Source organism: Macrococcoides goetzii, from assembly GCF_002742385.2.
Lineage (GTDB): Bacteria > Bacillota > Bacilli > Staphylococcales > Staphylococcaceae > Macrococcoides > Macrococcoides goetzii.
This window is the reverse complement of sequence record NZ_MJBI02000014.1, coordinates 14,595-31,080: the sequence shown is the minus strand read 5'-3', so window position 1 is coordinate 31,080 and position 16,486 is coordinate 14,595. Positions and strand designations below refer to the sequence as shown.

Here is a 16,486-nt window from a genome sequence, read left to right as displayed (position 1 = left end):
ATTATAGAGATAATTGCGTCCTTTTTATATCCAAAAAATCAAAAAACGGGCTGAAGAAAAGATTTGTATCTTTTCATCAGTCCGTTTTATTATAGAACCATATTATATGAACTCTCGTTTTTTGTTTAAAAAATTTTTTAGTTTTTGATATATTTTACAAAAAAGAAACCCATTTGAATATGAGTTTCTTCTATTATAATAGCTATTCAGTTAATATTTACTATTTCACGCCAACTTTGTCCCATGCAGCTGTTACTTGTTCAGCTACTGTTGTGCCATATAAATCTTTAGCTGATTGAACAAGCGCATTCTTAGCATCTAGGAAAGTTGAAGTAGAAGTTAGGTATTGTGTTAATGCACGGTAATATATTTTCTCAGACTTTTCTTTACCGATTGTAGTAATTGTATTATACGCTGCTTTATTTGGAATACCCATATTTGTATGAATGCCACCATAATCAGCAGTAGTATTATAATAACCACTCATATTACTTGGCTGACCATAAACTTCTGGATTCGCTAAACTTCTTAATCCGTCACCAGCAATACTTGGCGTATAAACATCTTCAGCAATTAACCAGTCTTGTGGATCAATGAAATATGCAAATACATCTGACATACTTTCATTTAATGCACCTGCTTGTCCTTGGTTGACAAGTTTCGCAGTAGTTTGTGTAACACCGTGTGTAATCTCATGTGCTACAACATCAATAGCTCCAGAAGTTGCTCTGAATTTCGTACCATCACCGTCACCATAAATCATTTTATCACCGATCCATGCTGCATTATTACGATAGTCATTTAAAGTATTGATTGAATTTACGCCTACAAGTGATGGAATGTCTGTTCCTAATCCATCGTATGAATCACGGCCGTGTACGTTTTTGTAATAGTCATATACACGTCCTGCATAATAGTGTGCATCAACTGCAGCTCTTTGATTAGTTGCATTAAACGTTTTATCTGTGTCTGAAACAATTGTTCCTTGCCCAGTTGATGAATTATATTGGTATGTTTCTAAGCGTCCTGTATGTGTTAGATCTTCTAGAGTATAAGCACCAGTAACACTGTTAATGTTAATCGTTTTATACGACCCGATGACACCTAAACCAAGACCCGTGGTAGCAGCTGTTTCGATTAAGTTTTGTTTAGCAGTAATTTGTCCATTCTCTGCATTGATCTTAATATTCCAATGCCCGATTGATGGTGAAGTCGTAATTAATTCGATGTTATATACATATTGTCCTACATCGCCATCGACATTTAATTCTGCTTTTTTAACTACAGATCCACTAAAGTTCTTAGCTTTACTTTCTTTAATATTGATCGCTTCAAATGCTTTAGAGATTGCTGCTTGTTTAGAAAGTTTGACAGTATTCGTTGGATTGCTGATTTTTGCATCAGTTTCTCCGTTAATTAATACAACTTTACCTTGAGGACTAACGTGTACTTTGATTTCTTTATTAGCAAATACTTTACCGTTTACTTTTGGTGCTAATGTATAATGTGTAAATCCTAAATCATCTGTAACAGAATCAATAACATTATATTTATGGAATAAAGCACGTGCATTTTCACTTTTCGGAAGTGTCTTTAAACTTTCTACAGCTGCTTTTGAATCAAATTGAGCAGCCTGTGCTTGTGATGTTAATATTGATGAAGTAATTGCAGCAGTAGCAACAATTGTTGGAATAATTTTTTTGTTCATTGAGAACTCCTTTAATAAATGATATTAGTTATTTTTAATTACTATTCACACATTATAAAGTATCGAAACATAAAAGTATATCTATATATTTATTGAATCTGTAGCTATATAAATTTAAGTAAGTAAAATAATAAATTAAGTGTAGATTTAAAATAGTATATAATTAAAACAGATTGAAAATAAATTTAATAATGAAATAGTAAACAATTAAATATGTAGTGTAATATTATTTGTATTTACATGTTAAACGTAGTATAATGCAATGAACCAATTAATAATTAATTTTAAGAAAAGATCTAAGAGGGTGAATACATGTCAAAGAAATCCAAGTTCTTCAAACTAAGTGTAGCTGATGAAAAAGTAAGATTTAAATTATATAAATCAGGTAAACATTGGGTGAAAGCCGGTATTAAAGAATTAGAAATGCTCCGTATTATGGGCATGCCAATGTTAGTAAAGCAATTTAACAATAAGGAAAGCATCGAAAACAGTGCAAGTGAAAAAGCGAAAAAAGCAGCAATGACAGGATCAGCAATTGCCGGTGGATTCTTGACAGTTAATCTATTAGATAATCATCAAGCGTTAGCAGCGACGGATTTACCAGTTACTTCAGAGATTTCATCATTAAGTGAAACTGTTGCAAATCAGAACTCAACAATCATTTCAGATTCTGAAGCAACGAGTACAAGTGAAACTACAACTGCTTCAGAGGAATCTTCTGTAAGTGATACAACAGAAGAAAGTACACAAAGTAACACTTCTGAAAGTAGCTCTAATACTTTAGAAGAAAGTGATTCTATTAGTTCAAGTGAATCAATCAGTACAAGCGAATCAATCAGTTTAAGTGATTCTGTAAGTACGAGTGAATCATTGAGTGAAAGTTTATCAGAAAAAGAATCAATTAGTGCAAGTGAGTCATTATCTGAAGAAAAGTCAGTAAATTCTGAACAAACTGACTCAACAAATGACAGTACTACAGATTCTGAAACTTCTACAGCTTCAGAAACATCTAATGGCAGCGAAGAGACTGCAAGTATTTCAACAAGTGATGCAAGTCAACAATCAGATACTTCTACTTCAGAAAGTATTCTTTCTGAGAGTGGAGACACTTCTCTTTCTAATACAGATTCTTTAGCATCTACAATTTTATCAACTAGTGAATCTCAATCAATCAGTGCAAGCCTTGAAACATCATTAAGTGAGACACCAGCTGTTCAGAAGATGATTTCATTAGGATCATTCTCTACTATTAATGCATTAGCAGCAGCTGGTCAAACAGTAACTTATACAGGTGCAGGTACGGATGCTTTCAATAAGATTCCTATTTACTATATTTTAAAGGTTACTACAAGTGCTGATGGTAAGACAGCGACTGTATCATATACGACAACATATGATAATCCAGCAACTTCAACTGTTGAAAAACCACAGGTACCTAACTCAACAACAATTAAGAACACAAGTACATCTACTACACCAATGATTACTTTAGGTTCAAGCTTTGGTGCGCCGTCAACTGCAACTACAACATTGACGGATATGGCAACTAATACCACTGCTTCAACTGTAGCTACAGGTCAAGCGATGTCTGCTACAGGCGGTGGTTATTCTTGGGCAACTGGTGCAATGATTACTGGTTTTAACTTGAATAAAGGTTACGGATTAACGACAACATTTACTGTACCTATTTTAAATACAACTGATACGACGATTAAATTTAATCCTTATGCATCACAAGATGGATCGTCATTGGGTGATTACTTTGCAGCAGCAGGAACAATAACTATTCCAGATTCTGCATCAGCATCAACGAGTGCGTCTACTTCAACAAGTGTAGCTGCATCGTCAAGTACATCGACAAGTAATTCGACAAGTACTGTAAATTCACAAAGTGCAAGTACTTCGACAAGCATTGTAAACTCACAAAGCACATCAACAAGTGTAGCGAATTCACAGAGCGCATCAACAAGTGTAGTGAATTCACAAAGTGTGAGCGCGTCGACAAGTACTGCGAACTCACAAAGTGTATCTACGAGCACATCTACGTCTAAGAGTACATCAACAAGTGTATCAACTAGTACTTCTATTTCGACAAGTGAATCTAGATCGTTAAGCACATCAATAGGTACTTCTACATCAATTTCGACAAGTACATCTAAATCTACAAGTAGCTCTCTTTCTGGTAGTACATCAACATCGTTAAGTACTTCTAGATCATTGTCTACGAGTGATTCAGTTAAAAATTCAACATCGATTAGTACATCGAATTCAACAAGTACTAGTGAATCAACAAGTGTAGTAAATTCAACAAGTACATCAACGTCAAATAGTGACTCGACATCAACGAGTGTAAGTGATTCTACGAGTACGTCAATATCAGATAGTGAATCAACAAGTGTGAACGAATCAACAAGTATCAGTGATTCAACGAGCACATCAGTATCTGATAGTGAATCCACATCAACAAGCGTAAGTGATTCAACAAGTACATCGGTATCAGACAGCGAGTCAACATCGACAAGCGTAAGTGATTCAACAAGTACATCGGTATCAGACAGCGAGTCAACATCGACAAGTGTAAGCGACTCGACAAGTACATCGGTATCAGACAGCGAGTCAACATCGACAAGTGTGAGCGACTCAACAAGCACGTCAGTATCAGAAAGTGACTCAACATCAACAAGTGTGAGTGATTCAACAAGTACGTCGGTATCAGACAGTGAATCAACATCAAATAGTGTAAGCGACTCAACGAGCACGTCGGTATCAGATAGCGACTCAACATCAACAAGCGTGAGTGACTCAACAAGTACGTCAGTATCAGACAGTACTTCAACATCAACAAGTGTAAGCGACTCAACAAGTACGTCAATATCTGAAAGTGACTCAACGTCAACAAGTGTGAGTGATTCAACAAGTACGTCGGTATCAGATAGCGAGTCAACATCAACAAGTGTGAGTGATTCAACGAGCACATCAGTATCAGAAAGTGAGTCAACATCGACAAGTGTAAGCGATTCAACGAGCACATCAGTATCAGAAAGTGAGTCAACTTCAACAAGCGTAAGTGAATCAACGAGCACATCTGTATCGGAAAGTGAATCAACGTCAACAAGTATAAGTGAATCAACGAGCACATCGATATCAGACAGCGAATCAATCTCAACAAGTAATAGTGAATCAACAAGCACGTCAGTATCGGAAAGTGACTCAACATCAACAAGTGTGAGTGATTCAACAAGTACATCAGTATCAGAAAGTGAGTCAACGTCAACAAGCGTAAGTGACTCAACGAGCACATCAGTATCAGAAAGTGACTCAACATCAACAAGCGTAAGCGATTCAACAAGTACATCAGTATCAGAAAGTACTTCAATGTCAACAAGTGTGAGTGATTCAACGAGCACATCAGTATCAGAGAGTGACTCAACGTCAACAAGCGTAAGTGACTCAACGAGCACATCGGTATCAGACAGCGAATCAATCTCAACAAGTAATAGCGATTCAACGAGTACATCAGTATCAGATAGCGACTCAACATCAACAAGTGTGAGTGATTCAACGAGTACATCAGTATCAGATAGTACTTCAACGTCAACAAGTAATAGCGATTCAACAAGTACATCAGTATCAGAAAGTACTTCAACGTCAACAAGTGTGAGTGACTCAACAAGTACATCAGTATCAGAAAGTGACTCAACGTCAACAAGTGTGAGTGACTCAACGAGCACATCAGTATCAGAAAGTGACTCAACATCAACAAGTGTGAGTGACTCAACAAGTACATCAATATCAGGTAGTACTTCAACGTCAACAAGTGTAAGCGACTCAACAAGTACATCAGTATCAGAGAGTGACTCAACGTCAACAAGCGTAAGCGACTCAACAAGTACATCAGTATCAGAAAGTGACTCAACGTCAACAAGCGTAAGTGACTCAACGAGCACATCAGTATCGAATAGTGACTCAACATCGACAAGCGTAAGTGAATCAACAAGCACGTCAGTATCAGAAAGTGACTCAACATCGACAAGCGTAAGTGAATCAACAAGCACGTCAGTATCAGAAAGTGACTCAACATCGACAAGCGTAAGTGAATCAACAAGCACGTCGGTATCAAATAGTAACTCAATGTCAACAAGTGTGAGTGAATCAACAAGCACATCAGTATCAGACAGTACATCAATGTCAACAAGTGTGAGCGATTCAACAAGTACATCAGTATCAGAAAGTGAGTCAACGTCAACAAGCGTAAGTGATTCGACAAGCATGTCGTTATCGAATAGTGGCTCAACATCAATGAGTAATAGTGACTCAACAAGTACATCAGTATCAGAAAGTACTTCAACGTCGACAAGCGTAAGTGATTCGACAAGTACGTCGTTATCGAATAGTGACTCAACATCAATAAGTATCTCTAATTCATTAAGTGACTCAATTTCGGTAAGTAATGAAAACTCAACAAGTACATCTGATTCGGAAGAATCGACAAGTATTTCGTCTTCACTAAGTAGTTCTACAGAAGTGAGTGAATCTACTTCAACAAGTACTAGTGTAGTTATATCAGGGTCACTAAGTACATCTTTAAGTGATTCAACAAGTGTGAGTGGATCAACATCAACATCATTAAGCGATTCAAGCAGTACATCGTTGAGTGATAGCGATTCAACATCAACATCATTAAGTGATTCAAACAGTACATCGTTGAGTGATAGCGATTCAACATCAACATCATTAAGCGATTCAAACAGTACATCAGTGAGCAATAGTGGATCGACATCGACATCATTAAGTGACTCAGAAAGTACTTCAACAAGTGTAATTGATTCAGTATCGACATCACTGAGTGAGTCAGATAGCACTTCAGTGAGTGATAGCGATTCAACATCAATATCATTAAGCGATTCAAACAGTACATCAGTGAGTGATAGTGATTCAATATCAACATCATTAAGTGACTCAAACAGTACATCAGTGAGTGATAGTGATTCAATATCAACATCATTAAGTGACTCAAACAGTACATCAGTGAGTGATAGTGAATCAACATCAACATCATTGAGCGATTCAAGCAGTACGTCGGTGAGTGATAGCGATTCAACGTCAATATCATTAAGTGATTCAAACAGTACATCAGTGAGTAACAGTGACTCGACGTCAACATCTTTAAGTGATTCAAGCAGTACATCAGTGAGTAATAGTGACTCGACGTCAACATCATTAAGTGATTCAAACAGTACATCAGTGAGTGATAGCGACTCAACATCAACATCATTGAGCGATTCAAACAGTACATCAGTGAGTGATAGCGACTCAACATCAACATCATTGAGCGATTCAAACAGTACATCAGTGAGTGATAGCGATTCAACGTCAATATCATTAAGTGATTCAAGCAGTACATCAGTGAATAATAGTGATTCAACGTCAACATCACTAAGCACATCACTAAGTGATGCAACAAGTGTAAGTGATTCAACGTCAACATCACTAAGCACATCATTAAGTGTCTCAACAAGTATAAGTGATTCAACGTCAACATCATTAAGCGACTCAAACAGTACATCAGTGAGTGATAGTGACTCGACGTCGACATCATTAAGTGACTCAAACAGTACATCGGTGAGTGATAGTGATTCAACATCGACGTCACTGAGTGACTCAAACAGTACATCGGTGAGTGATAGCAATTCAACATCAACATCACTAAGCACATCGTTAAGCGACTCAATGAGCGTAAGTGATTCAACGTCAACATCACTAAGCACATCATTAAGTGACTCAACAAGTGTAAGTGATTCGACATCAATATCACTAAGTGAATCATTAAGTGAATCGAACAGTGGTTCAACGAGTGAAAGCAGCTCAATGTCAACATCACTAAGCACGTCAAATAGTGAATCGACAAGTGAGAGTAATTCGATTTCAACATCAACAAGTACATCTAATAGTGGCTCGACAAGTGAGAGTAATTCAATTTCAGAATCATTAAGTACATCAAATAGTGACTCAGCAAGTGAAAGTAGCTCAATTTCAACATCGTTAAACACATCAAATAGTGACTCAACAAGTGTAAGCAGCTCAGTGTCAACATCGTTAAGCACATCTAATAGTGGATCAACAAGTGAAAGCAGCTCAGTGTCAACATCACTAAGCACATCAAATAGTGACTCAACAAGTGAGAGTAGTTCAATTTCAACATCATTAAGCATATCGAACAGTACTTCGACAAGTGAAAGTAGTTCAATTTCAGAGTCATTTAGTACATCGAATAGCACATCTAGTAGTAACTCTGTAAGTGAAAGTGGATCAATTAGCTTGAGCAACTCTGTATCAACATCTTTAAGTAACTCAGGTAGCGGTTCAACAAGTTTAGATAGCTCGACATCAACATCGTTAAGTACATCTTCAAGCGAATCAGTGAGTACAAGTGAAGTGATTTCAACATCATTGAGTGCATCAAATAGTGATTCAGTAAATGCAAGTGATTCAACATCAACATCGTTGAGTGGATCGAACAGTGCATCAGTAAGTACAAGTGATTCAACATCAACATCGTTGAGCGCATCAAATAGTGAATCAGTAAGTACAAGTGATTCAACATCAACATCGTTGAGCGCATCAAATAGTGGATCTACAAGTACTGATGATTCAACGATTGCATCATTAAGCACATCAACAAGTATCTCGACAAGCACAAGTAATTCATTGTCAACGTCGTTAAGCAGCTCAACAAGTATCTCGACAAGCACAAGTAATTCATTGTCAACGTCATTAAGCAGCTCAACAAGTGTATCAACAAGCACAAGTGATTCATTGTCAACGTCATTAATCAGCTCAACAAGTGGATCAACAAGTACAAGTGATTCATTGTCAACATCGTTAAGCAGCTCAACAAGTGTATCAACAAGCACAAGTGATTCATTATCAACATCGTTAAGTAGCTCAACAAGTACGTCAACAAGCACATCGACAAGCTTAAGCAACTCAATCTCAACATCATTGAGTGGATCAAATAGTGCATCGACAAGTACGGATGCATCAGCATCAACAAGTACGTCATTAAGCACATCGACAAGCTTAAGCAACTCAATCTCAACATCATTAAGCACATCATTAAGTACTTCAACAAGTACAAGCATTAGTGACTCATCATCAAACAGTCATTCAATGAGTCAGTCAACAGCTGAAGAAATTGATTGGGCGAATTTACCATTCTGGTATGATGAAACAACTGACTCTGATGATGCTGGAACTTTACCGTTCTATGATGAAACAGAAGATGAAGATGTCTTACCAGCATATGAAGAAACAGAAGACGAAAACGTATTACCTGCATACGAAGAAGAAGATGCAGATACTTTACCTGCACATCAGGAAGATGATACTTTAGAATCTTTACCAGACACTGGCGAAGCTAATAAATCTATCCTCCCTGCATTCGCAGCACTTCTGGCTGGTTTCGGATTATTAAAAAGAAAGAAAAAAGATGACGACGAAAACCCAGAATCATCTAAATAATTAAATAACACTGCCACAGGCACAAACACATATTGTGTTTGTGCCTGTGTTATAATTTGAATAAGAAAATTGTAAATTTATCAGAAGTAAAAGAGGTTTATCATGGAAAAATCACGCAGCTTGAAAAGATCTCATTTTGTTCGTTACTTCGATCTTTACAGAAGAATACGCTATACATTAATTGTGCTGATCATATTTATTTTAGGGAGTAATATCCCGATTCTTCAGCCACATCAATTGAATGACAAAGTAAATGTCTTTAACAACCTTGGAGCCGCAGCGATGGGTGGCGATTATACAAATGTTAATTTGTTCTCACTTGGTCTTGGTCCCTGGCTAACCGCTTTGTTAATTATTAATTTAATTGGCTTTAGAAATATTGATAAGACAATGAAACAGACAAAGCAGGAAAAGCAGATTAAGGAAAAGAGTGCGACGCTGTTATTATGTGTCGTTCAAGGATATTACGTCTTGAATCTGCATGTTAAACATGGTCCGGATTATATTGAAGTGATGTTACTGAGTTTACTGATGCTTATTGCTGGCAGCATGATGCTGATCTGGTTAGCGGATCAAAATGCGATGTATGGTATCGCAGGTCCTATGCCGATCGTAATGATGAGTATCATCCGTTCGATTATTGCTGGAAAAGGGGATATTGATGATTTAAGTCCTTTGTTCTGGTTGATTGTTGCTGTTTTATTAATGAGTAGCGTACTTCTTCTTGTATTTATCGAGAGGTCAGAATATCGCATTCCATATGTAGATATTTTAAATATTTCAAAGGTCCAAAAGAACTTTCTCGCATGGAAATTGAATCCAGCAGGAAGTCTTGCAATCATGCTTTGTTTGTCGTTCTATACGATGATTAAATATGTGATTGAACTTGTGCTAATGTTCTTTACGGATATTAAGATGAAAGATTTTCAATATTTAGAGCTATCTCATCCGATAGGTATTACATTATTTGTGGCAATTTTATTCTTGCTAGGGTTCTTCTTATCGAAGCTTATGTTGAATCCAAAGAAGAAAGCAGAAGAGTTTTTAAAGAGTGGGAATTACTTTGCAGGCATATCACCCGGGAAATCAACTGAAAGCTTTTTAAATCATCAAGCGAATTTAATTAGTTTATTCAGTGCGACGATTATGGCTGTAATAATCGGTATTCCTTTTTATATTACGTTGCTCATACCGCAAGTGTTTAATGAAGTCTACTTATCGGTACAAGTTTTAATATTAGTTTATATTGCGATAAATGTTGTTGAGGCGATGAGAAGTTATCTTTATTTCCAGAGCTATCGTATGTTACTCAACAAATATTGGTAAGGAGGCTCTATGAAACACTTTATTCCAGCTTGGTATTATGAAGATAACAAATGGTGGCTTGATCGTAGTGTGCCATTTTATAATAAGAAACATCAAAGTGAATTCGATGACATGATCAGTTTAATGAACATGCATCAAAAAAATAAATATCCATTTAAATTGATTACGCTCAACTATCATTCAAGTTTACGTACATTTCTACATCGTCATCAGCTTTACGAAGTAGATTACTGGTCACTGTTTGATGTGTTACAAGGTTTTGAGAAAGTAACACCAAAACCATTAGATTATCGTACGTTTAACTGGAGTGAGCAAACAGAATTTATCTACACGCCTTTTATTATTAAAGCTGTCGATGGTAATGTAGTAACCAACATTTATTACGATCCGGATGGTTATCTGATCTGGATGGAGCAATTTATTGATGATGTGAAGTTAAAGCGCTTTGTCTTCGATGATAGAGGTTATTTATCATCGATTATTGATTTTAAAGATGAAGAATGTATCCATTATTTGAATGCTGATGGTGACATAATATTAACTGAGTATCTATCGAGTGGTCGTGTTGATGTCGTGCGTCGTCATGCTTTACTTAAAGAGAAATCTTATCCATCAATGGCGCACTTAATTGAAATGTGCTGGCAGGATTATGTTAAACATCCGGATGATACGTTCATTGTAGCAGCGGATGTCAGACATAACGCCTTGATCAGTCGTCATGTAGATGAACAACAGTTAATGTTCTCTGTATTTCAGACACGTAATGATCCAATGACGAATGACTGGTTATCTGCGGTTCAAGGGAGTTACAGACTCATAGTGGATACGATGAAGAATGAACGTCGTATGAATCAGTATGTTCCATCTGACAGATTGTTCAGGATTACACCATTTGACGCGGAAGTGTTACCATCAATTAGCAGTCAGCTATATGTCAATTACATCGGTGTATTTATTGATGGTATAACGGATGAAGTACTACATGAACTGCTTGATCGGTTTGAATATTATATGGAACACACAAATCAATTGCGTTTGAAATTGATGAGTCGAACATATCAGTCGAGTATTCATCAGGATATCCAGATGAAGATGGCCACAATTAATCAGAAATTCCTTGAAAAAGAAGAGGATTTCGAGGATTTATTAGATAAAGAGAAGAGAGAGAAACAAGTGATCCAATGGGTAGATATTTCTCACGAAGTAAATATTATTAAGTGGATGGCAAAATTTCGAGTGATGGTAGATTTAACTGCAGAACCCGATCTGTATATTCAGATTGCAGCGATTAGTGCTGGTGTACCACAAATTAATATGTTAGCTACTGATTATGTCACGCATGAGAAAAATGGATATATTGTGTCAGATATTAATCAACTGAGTGATGGTCTCGATTATTACTTAAAGCAGTTAAAGCATTGGAATGAAGCTTACAGTTATTCGATGTCGCTTACTGAGAAGTTTTCATCTGTCAATATCATCAATCAGCTAGATCGTTTTGTTAAAGGAGATCAACATGAAACGTCAATTCAGAATATTACAGATAGGTAATGCATCATTAGAAAATAGATTAGGACAAACAGGGGTTAAGCTCGACTTCCTGGATGCAAATTTTGTGTATCAGGAGCAGTCTGTGCTGGAAGAAATATATGAATTTATCGCACAGCAAAAAGCATATCAAATTGTACTGATTGAAGCGCCTGCCAGTCCTGCATTGCTTCATGTGATTGAGCTTGTTGCAGAACCGTTTAACTTATATGTAAAAGGTGAATATTGGGATGATTATAGAAATCAACCTGAGATTACATTAAACTTTGCGTGTCCTGTGATGGCCGAAGATGAAGAAGCCTATATTCATAAACTCAAGACAATCAGCTATAACGGTCAGTATGGTGATAAGATTCATGCGAAGTTCTGGGAAGTGAGACCTAGTTTACAACCATATACTGAACATTTAGGTAACAAGTGGCTTACTGTAGATGTTGATTGCCCGTCATGGACACCCATTGCATCTCTTAGAAAGTTGTTGTATTACGAAGGTAATCATGCACTTGAAATATGGCCGGAATTTAAAACTGAAGGTGTGCAACTCGAGTTTACGTTTAGAGTATATCAATCAGGAACAGTAGATAATATTATCGAAACCTTTAAGACGTATAGCGAAGATATGACTGAACCTATCGTTCGACCGATGATACCTGATGAAGGCTATGTGTCTGTAACAGTTAAAGCAAAGGGAAACGGTAAAGTATTTCTCGGAGCAGTACATAGACGTTGGTCACGTCTTGAGTTCGGACGCTTTCTTCCTGGAGGGCAGGTATTCGCAGATCAACATAGAGATGAATTTATTTACTTGTTTCATCCGGGTGATATGAAGCCGCCTTTAAATGTATATTTTTCTGGGTATCGTTCAGCAGAAGGCTTTGAAGGTTATTTCATGATGCTGAAGATGGGTGCGCCGTTTCTATTGATTGGAGATCCCCGAATTGAAGGGGGCGGCTTCTATCTTGGTTCAGAAGCATATGAATCAGGCATTAAACAAGTGATAGCCGACACGCTTGAAACGTTAGGATTTGCAGATGATGAATTAATATTATCTGGTTTATCGATGGGTTCCTTTGGTGCGATTTATTATGGCGCACAGTTAAATCCTCAAGCTGTTATTGTCGGCAAGCCACTCGTAAATGTCGGAACAATCGGTGAAAATATGCGTTTAATGCGTCCGGAAGAGTTTGGTACTGCACTAGATGTATTGCTGACGAATACGGGAGGCACGACAAATAAACATGTCAAGGCGTTAGATGATAAGTTCTGGACAACATTTGAACAGCATGATATATCCAGGACGACCTTTGCAATTTGTTATATGGAAGATGATGATTACGATCTATATGCATTCGATGAACTGCTACCTGTATTGAGCGCACATCATGCCAAAGTAATCAGTCGTGGTATACCAGGACGTCATAATGATGATTCACCTACAATTAATAACTGGTTTATTAATTTCTATCATATATTAATGGAAAGTAAGTTTGGGAGAGTCTAAGATGGAGAGTAATCGATATAGCATACAATGGAATAATATAGATCAGTCTTTTATGTACGGCACAATTATCTCGCAAAATGATGGTATTCATTTTACGAATTACCAGACGCCGGCAGGTATTCCAATTCATGAATGGAAAATGACGACGGATTTCTATAGTGACAAGACAACGCCTGACCTTCCTATATTAAGACGTGGAGGGCGCTATACTTTTTCATTTCATTATAAAGCAATACCTGAGACAGGCATTTATTTTAAGATTACTTTCTACAGAAGAAATGAAACGGTAACACATGAAGTAATCATTCAGGAGAAAGAAGTACAGCTGACAGTGCCGGATGACTGTTATAGCTATAAGATTGAAATGATGAGTGCATCTATTCAGACGCTGCATTTTCAGTCGATCGAAATAACAGGAGAAGAATTAATGGATGCGCATGCATCAGCAAATATACTAAATCGTTATCTTCTTTCAGAAGAGAATGAGGTGCATCATGAAAGGAATCATTAATAGAACAATCAATAAGACAAGATTGCGTATATTAGAACGTACTTTAAAAGAAATCAACCGTTATAGTACATCATATGAAGCGCTATCTGATCAGGCTTTAAAGGAAAAGACAGCTGAATTTAAAGCGCGCATTGCACAAGGTGCAACGCTTGATGAAATATTACCGGAAAGTTATGCAGTGGTAAGAGAAGCAAGTAGACGTGTACTTGGCATGTACCCGAAAGAAGTGCAATTAATGGGAGCTATCGTGATGCATCAGGGCAACATTGCGGAGATGCAGACGGGAGAAGGTAAGACACTTACTGCTACAATGCCACTTTATCTGAATGGATTGACAGGTAAAGGGGCTTATCTGATTACAACGAATGATTATTTAGCGCGTCGTGACTATGAAGAGATGAAACCATTATATGAATGGCTTGGCCTTACAGCTTCTTTAGGATTTGTTGATCTACCAGGTTATGAATATAAAAAAGGTGAGAAAAAGAAACTGTATGATGCGGACATTATTTATTCTACAAACGGTAGAATCGGCTTTGACTTCTTAATCGATAATTTAGCAGATCAACTGAACGGAAAGTTCTTAAAGCCGTTTAACTTTGGTATTATCGATGAGATTGATTCTATTATTCTGGATGCAGCACAAACGCCACTTGTTATTAGTGGTGCACCACGTGTACAGTCAAATTTATTTAATGTAGTAAAAGAACTCATCGACACATTGGAAGAAGACGTGCATTTCATTTTGAATAAGACGAAGCAGGAAGTATATTTAACGCCGCTAGGTACTGAAATTTGTAATCGCTACTTTGATATTCCGCATATGTATGCGAAAGGACATACAGCACTCGTTCGTAATATTAATCTCGCATTACGTGCTAAATATCTCTTTGATTTAAATATTGATTATTACGTATCTGACGGTGAAATTATGTTAATTGACCGTATATCAGGTAGATTACTACCAGGAACGAAATTGCAATCAGGTTTACATCAGTCTATTGAAGCGAAAGAACGCGTAGAAATTAGTGATGATATGAGTGTCATGGCGACAATTACCTTCCAGAATCTATTCCAGCAATTTAAGTCATTCTCAGGCATGAGTGCAACGAGTAAGCTCGGTGAAAAAGAATTCTTTGATTTATATGGAAAAGTCGTTGTACAGATTCCTACTGATAAGCCGGTAGAGCGTAAAGATGAAGATGATAATATATTTCTGGATAAAGCACAGAAACATTATGCAATGCTACATGATGTCAAAGCGATACATGAGACGCAACGACCTGTGTTGTTAATAACTAGAACTGCAGAAGATGCAGAATATTTCTCGAGTGAATTATTTAAACAAGGAATTCCAAACAACTTACTGATCGCACAAAATGTCGCTAAAGAAGCACAGATGATTGCTGAAGCGGGTCAACTATCAAGTGTAACGGTAGCAACTAGCATGGCCGGACGCGGAACAGATATAAAACTCGGTGCAGGCGTAAAAGAACTTGGTGGACTGGCTGTATTAATCAGTGAGCATATGGAGAACAGTCGTATCGACCGTCAATTACGCGGTCGTGCTGGTAGACAAGGAGATCCGGGGAGCTCACGTATCTATATTTCTTTAGAGGATTATTTAGTTAAGCGCTGGAGCGACAATAAAATGCTTAAGAATGAGCATTTACTCAATATGTCACACGAGCAAATTGAAGAAAGTCGTCTGTTGATGCGCAGAATTGCTAAAATTGTTGAAAAAGCACAAATTGTATCTGAAGAACATGGCATGATTGCCAGACAGATGAATAATGAATTTGAGCAAAGTGTCAGTAAACAACGTTCGATGATTTACGATGAACGTAATCGTATATTACACACAACAGTGTTTGAAGGATTTAACTTTGAACAACTAGCAAGAGAAGTGTTCACTAGAGCAGTTGCGCAATATGACCGATTAACTGAAAGAGAGATTAAGCAGTATATATATAAACATATCAGCTTCCAATATGAAGGTGATATCGATAAGGAATTATTAGCAGATAAAGATATGCTCGTTGAATTCTATGTTAAATTATTTATGAAAGCCATGCAGGAACAACAACAGCAATTTAAAAGTGACTATTTCTATATTCAATATTTACAGAAGACATTTTTAAAAGCGATTGATAATAACTGGATTCAGCAGGTAGATTTCTTGCAGCAGTTAAGGACGAGTATTAACAACAGACAAATGGGAAGAAGAAACGCTATCTTTGAATATCACCGTACCGCATTGATTGCTTATGAAGAGATGGGACATCGCATTAAGATGGATATTGTCAGAAACTTAGCACTAAGTATGATTACATACGATAAAGATGGTAATTTAGTAGTTCATTTCCCTTAA

The 16,486-nt window shown here is 36.9% G+C and carries 8 protein-coding genes and 2 pseudogenes; 8 read left to right on the top strand and 2 right to left on the bottom strand.

The features are described 5' to 3' along the window. Nucleotides 1-220: 220 nt before the first annotated feature. Entirely contained in the window at nucleotides 221-1,708 is a 1,488-nt protein-coding gene (locus BFS35_RS13310) for a M4 family metallopeptidase (protein WP_099578683.1), read from the bottom strand. 312 nt (nucleotides 1,709-2,020) lie between these two features. Between BFS35_RS13310 and BFS35_RS14250 the strand changes: the two are divergent. After that, a pseudogene (locus BFS35_RS14250) lies at nucleotides 2,021-2,140 on the top strand (KxYKxGKxW signal peptide domain-containing protein); the annotation flags it as partial. A gap of 896 nt (nucleotides 2,141-3,036) precedes the next feature. On the opposite strand, the gene BFS35_RS14245 reads toward BFS35_RS14250, so the two are convergent. After that, on the bottom strand, nucleotides 3,037-3,264 hold the full coding sequence (locus tag BFS35_RS14245; RefSeq protein ID WP_331466734.1) for a hypothetical protein: 228 nt from the start codon (nucleotides 3,262-3,264) through the stop codon (nucleotides 3,037-3,039). Between the two features lie 454 nt (nucleotides 3,265-3,718). Here BFS35_RS14245 and BFS35_RS14290 point away from each other — a divergent pair. The 7 genes and pseudogenes from BFS35_RS14290 to secA2 all read left to right on the top strand — a co-directional run. Continuing rightward, nucleotides 3,719-7,576: pseudogene (locus BFS35_RS14290) on the top strand (hypothetical protein); the annotation flags it as partial. A 1,302-nt stretch (nucleotides 7,577-8,878) separates the two neighbouring features. After that, nucleotides 8,879-9,229 (top strand): LPXTG cell wall anchor domain-containing protein, encoded by a 351-nt coding sequence (locus BFS35_RS14235; protein WP_331466735.1) that lies wholly within the window; start codon nucleotides 8,879-8,881, stop codon nucleotides 9,227-9,229. A 102-nt stretch (nucleotides 9,230-9,331) separates the two neighbouring features. Then, nucleotides 9,332-10,555 carry an accessory Sec system protein translocase subunit SecY2 gene (secY2, locus tag BFS35_RS13300; protein ID WP_099577365.1) on the top strand — a complete coding sequence of 408 codons (1,224 nt, stop codon included), beginning with the start codon at nucleotides 9,332-9,334 and terminating at the stop codon, nucleotides 10,553-10,555. 9 nt (nucleotides 10,556-10,564) lie between these two features. Continuing rightward, a complete protein-coding gene (gene asp1 / locus BFS35_RS13295; RefSeq protein WP_099577367.1) occupies nucleotides 10,565-12,106 on the top strand; it encodes an accessory Sec system protein Asp1 in 1,542 nt (513 codons plus the stop codon). Then, nucleotides 12,072-13,604 carry an accessory Sec system protein Asp2 gene (gene asp2, locus BFS35_RS13290; RefSeq protein ID WP_099577369.1) on the top strand — a complete coding sequence of 511 codons (1,533 nt, stop codon included), beginning with the start codon at nucleotides 12,072-12,074 and terminating at the stop codon, nucleotides 13,602-13,604. The genes asp1 and asp2 overlap by 35 nt, the downstream gene beginning before the upstream one ends. 1 nt (nucleotide 13,605) lies before the next feature. Continuing rightward, nucleotides 13,606-14,115 (top strand): accessory Sec system protein Asp3, encoded by a 510-nt coding sequence (asp3, locus tag BFS35_RS13285; protein WP_099577370.1) that lies wholly within the window; start codon nucleotides 13,606-13,608, stop codon nucleotides 14,113-14,115. Beyond that, nucleotides 14,099-16,486 (top strand): accessory Sec system translocase SecA2, encoded by a 2,388-nt coding sequence (gene secA2, locus BFS35_RS13280; RefSeq protein ID WP_099577372.1) that lies wholly within the window; start codon nucleotides 14,099-14,101, stop codon nucleotides 16,484-16,486. The genes asp3 and secA2 overlap by 17 nt, the downstream gene beginning before the upstream one ends.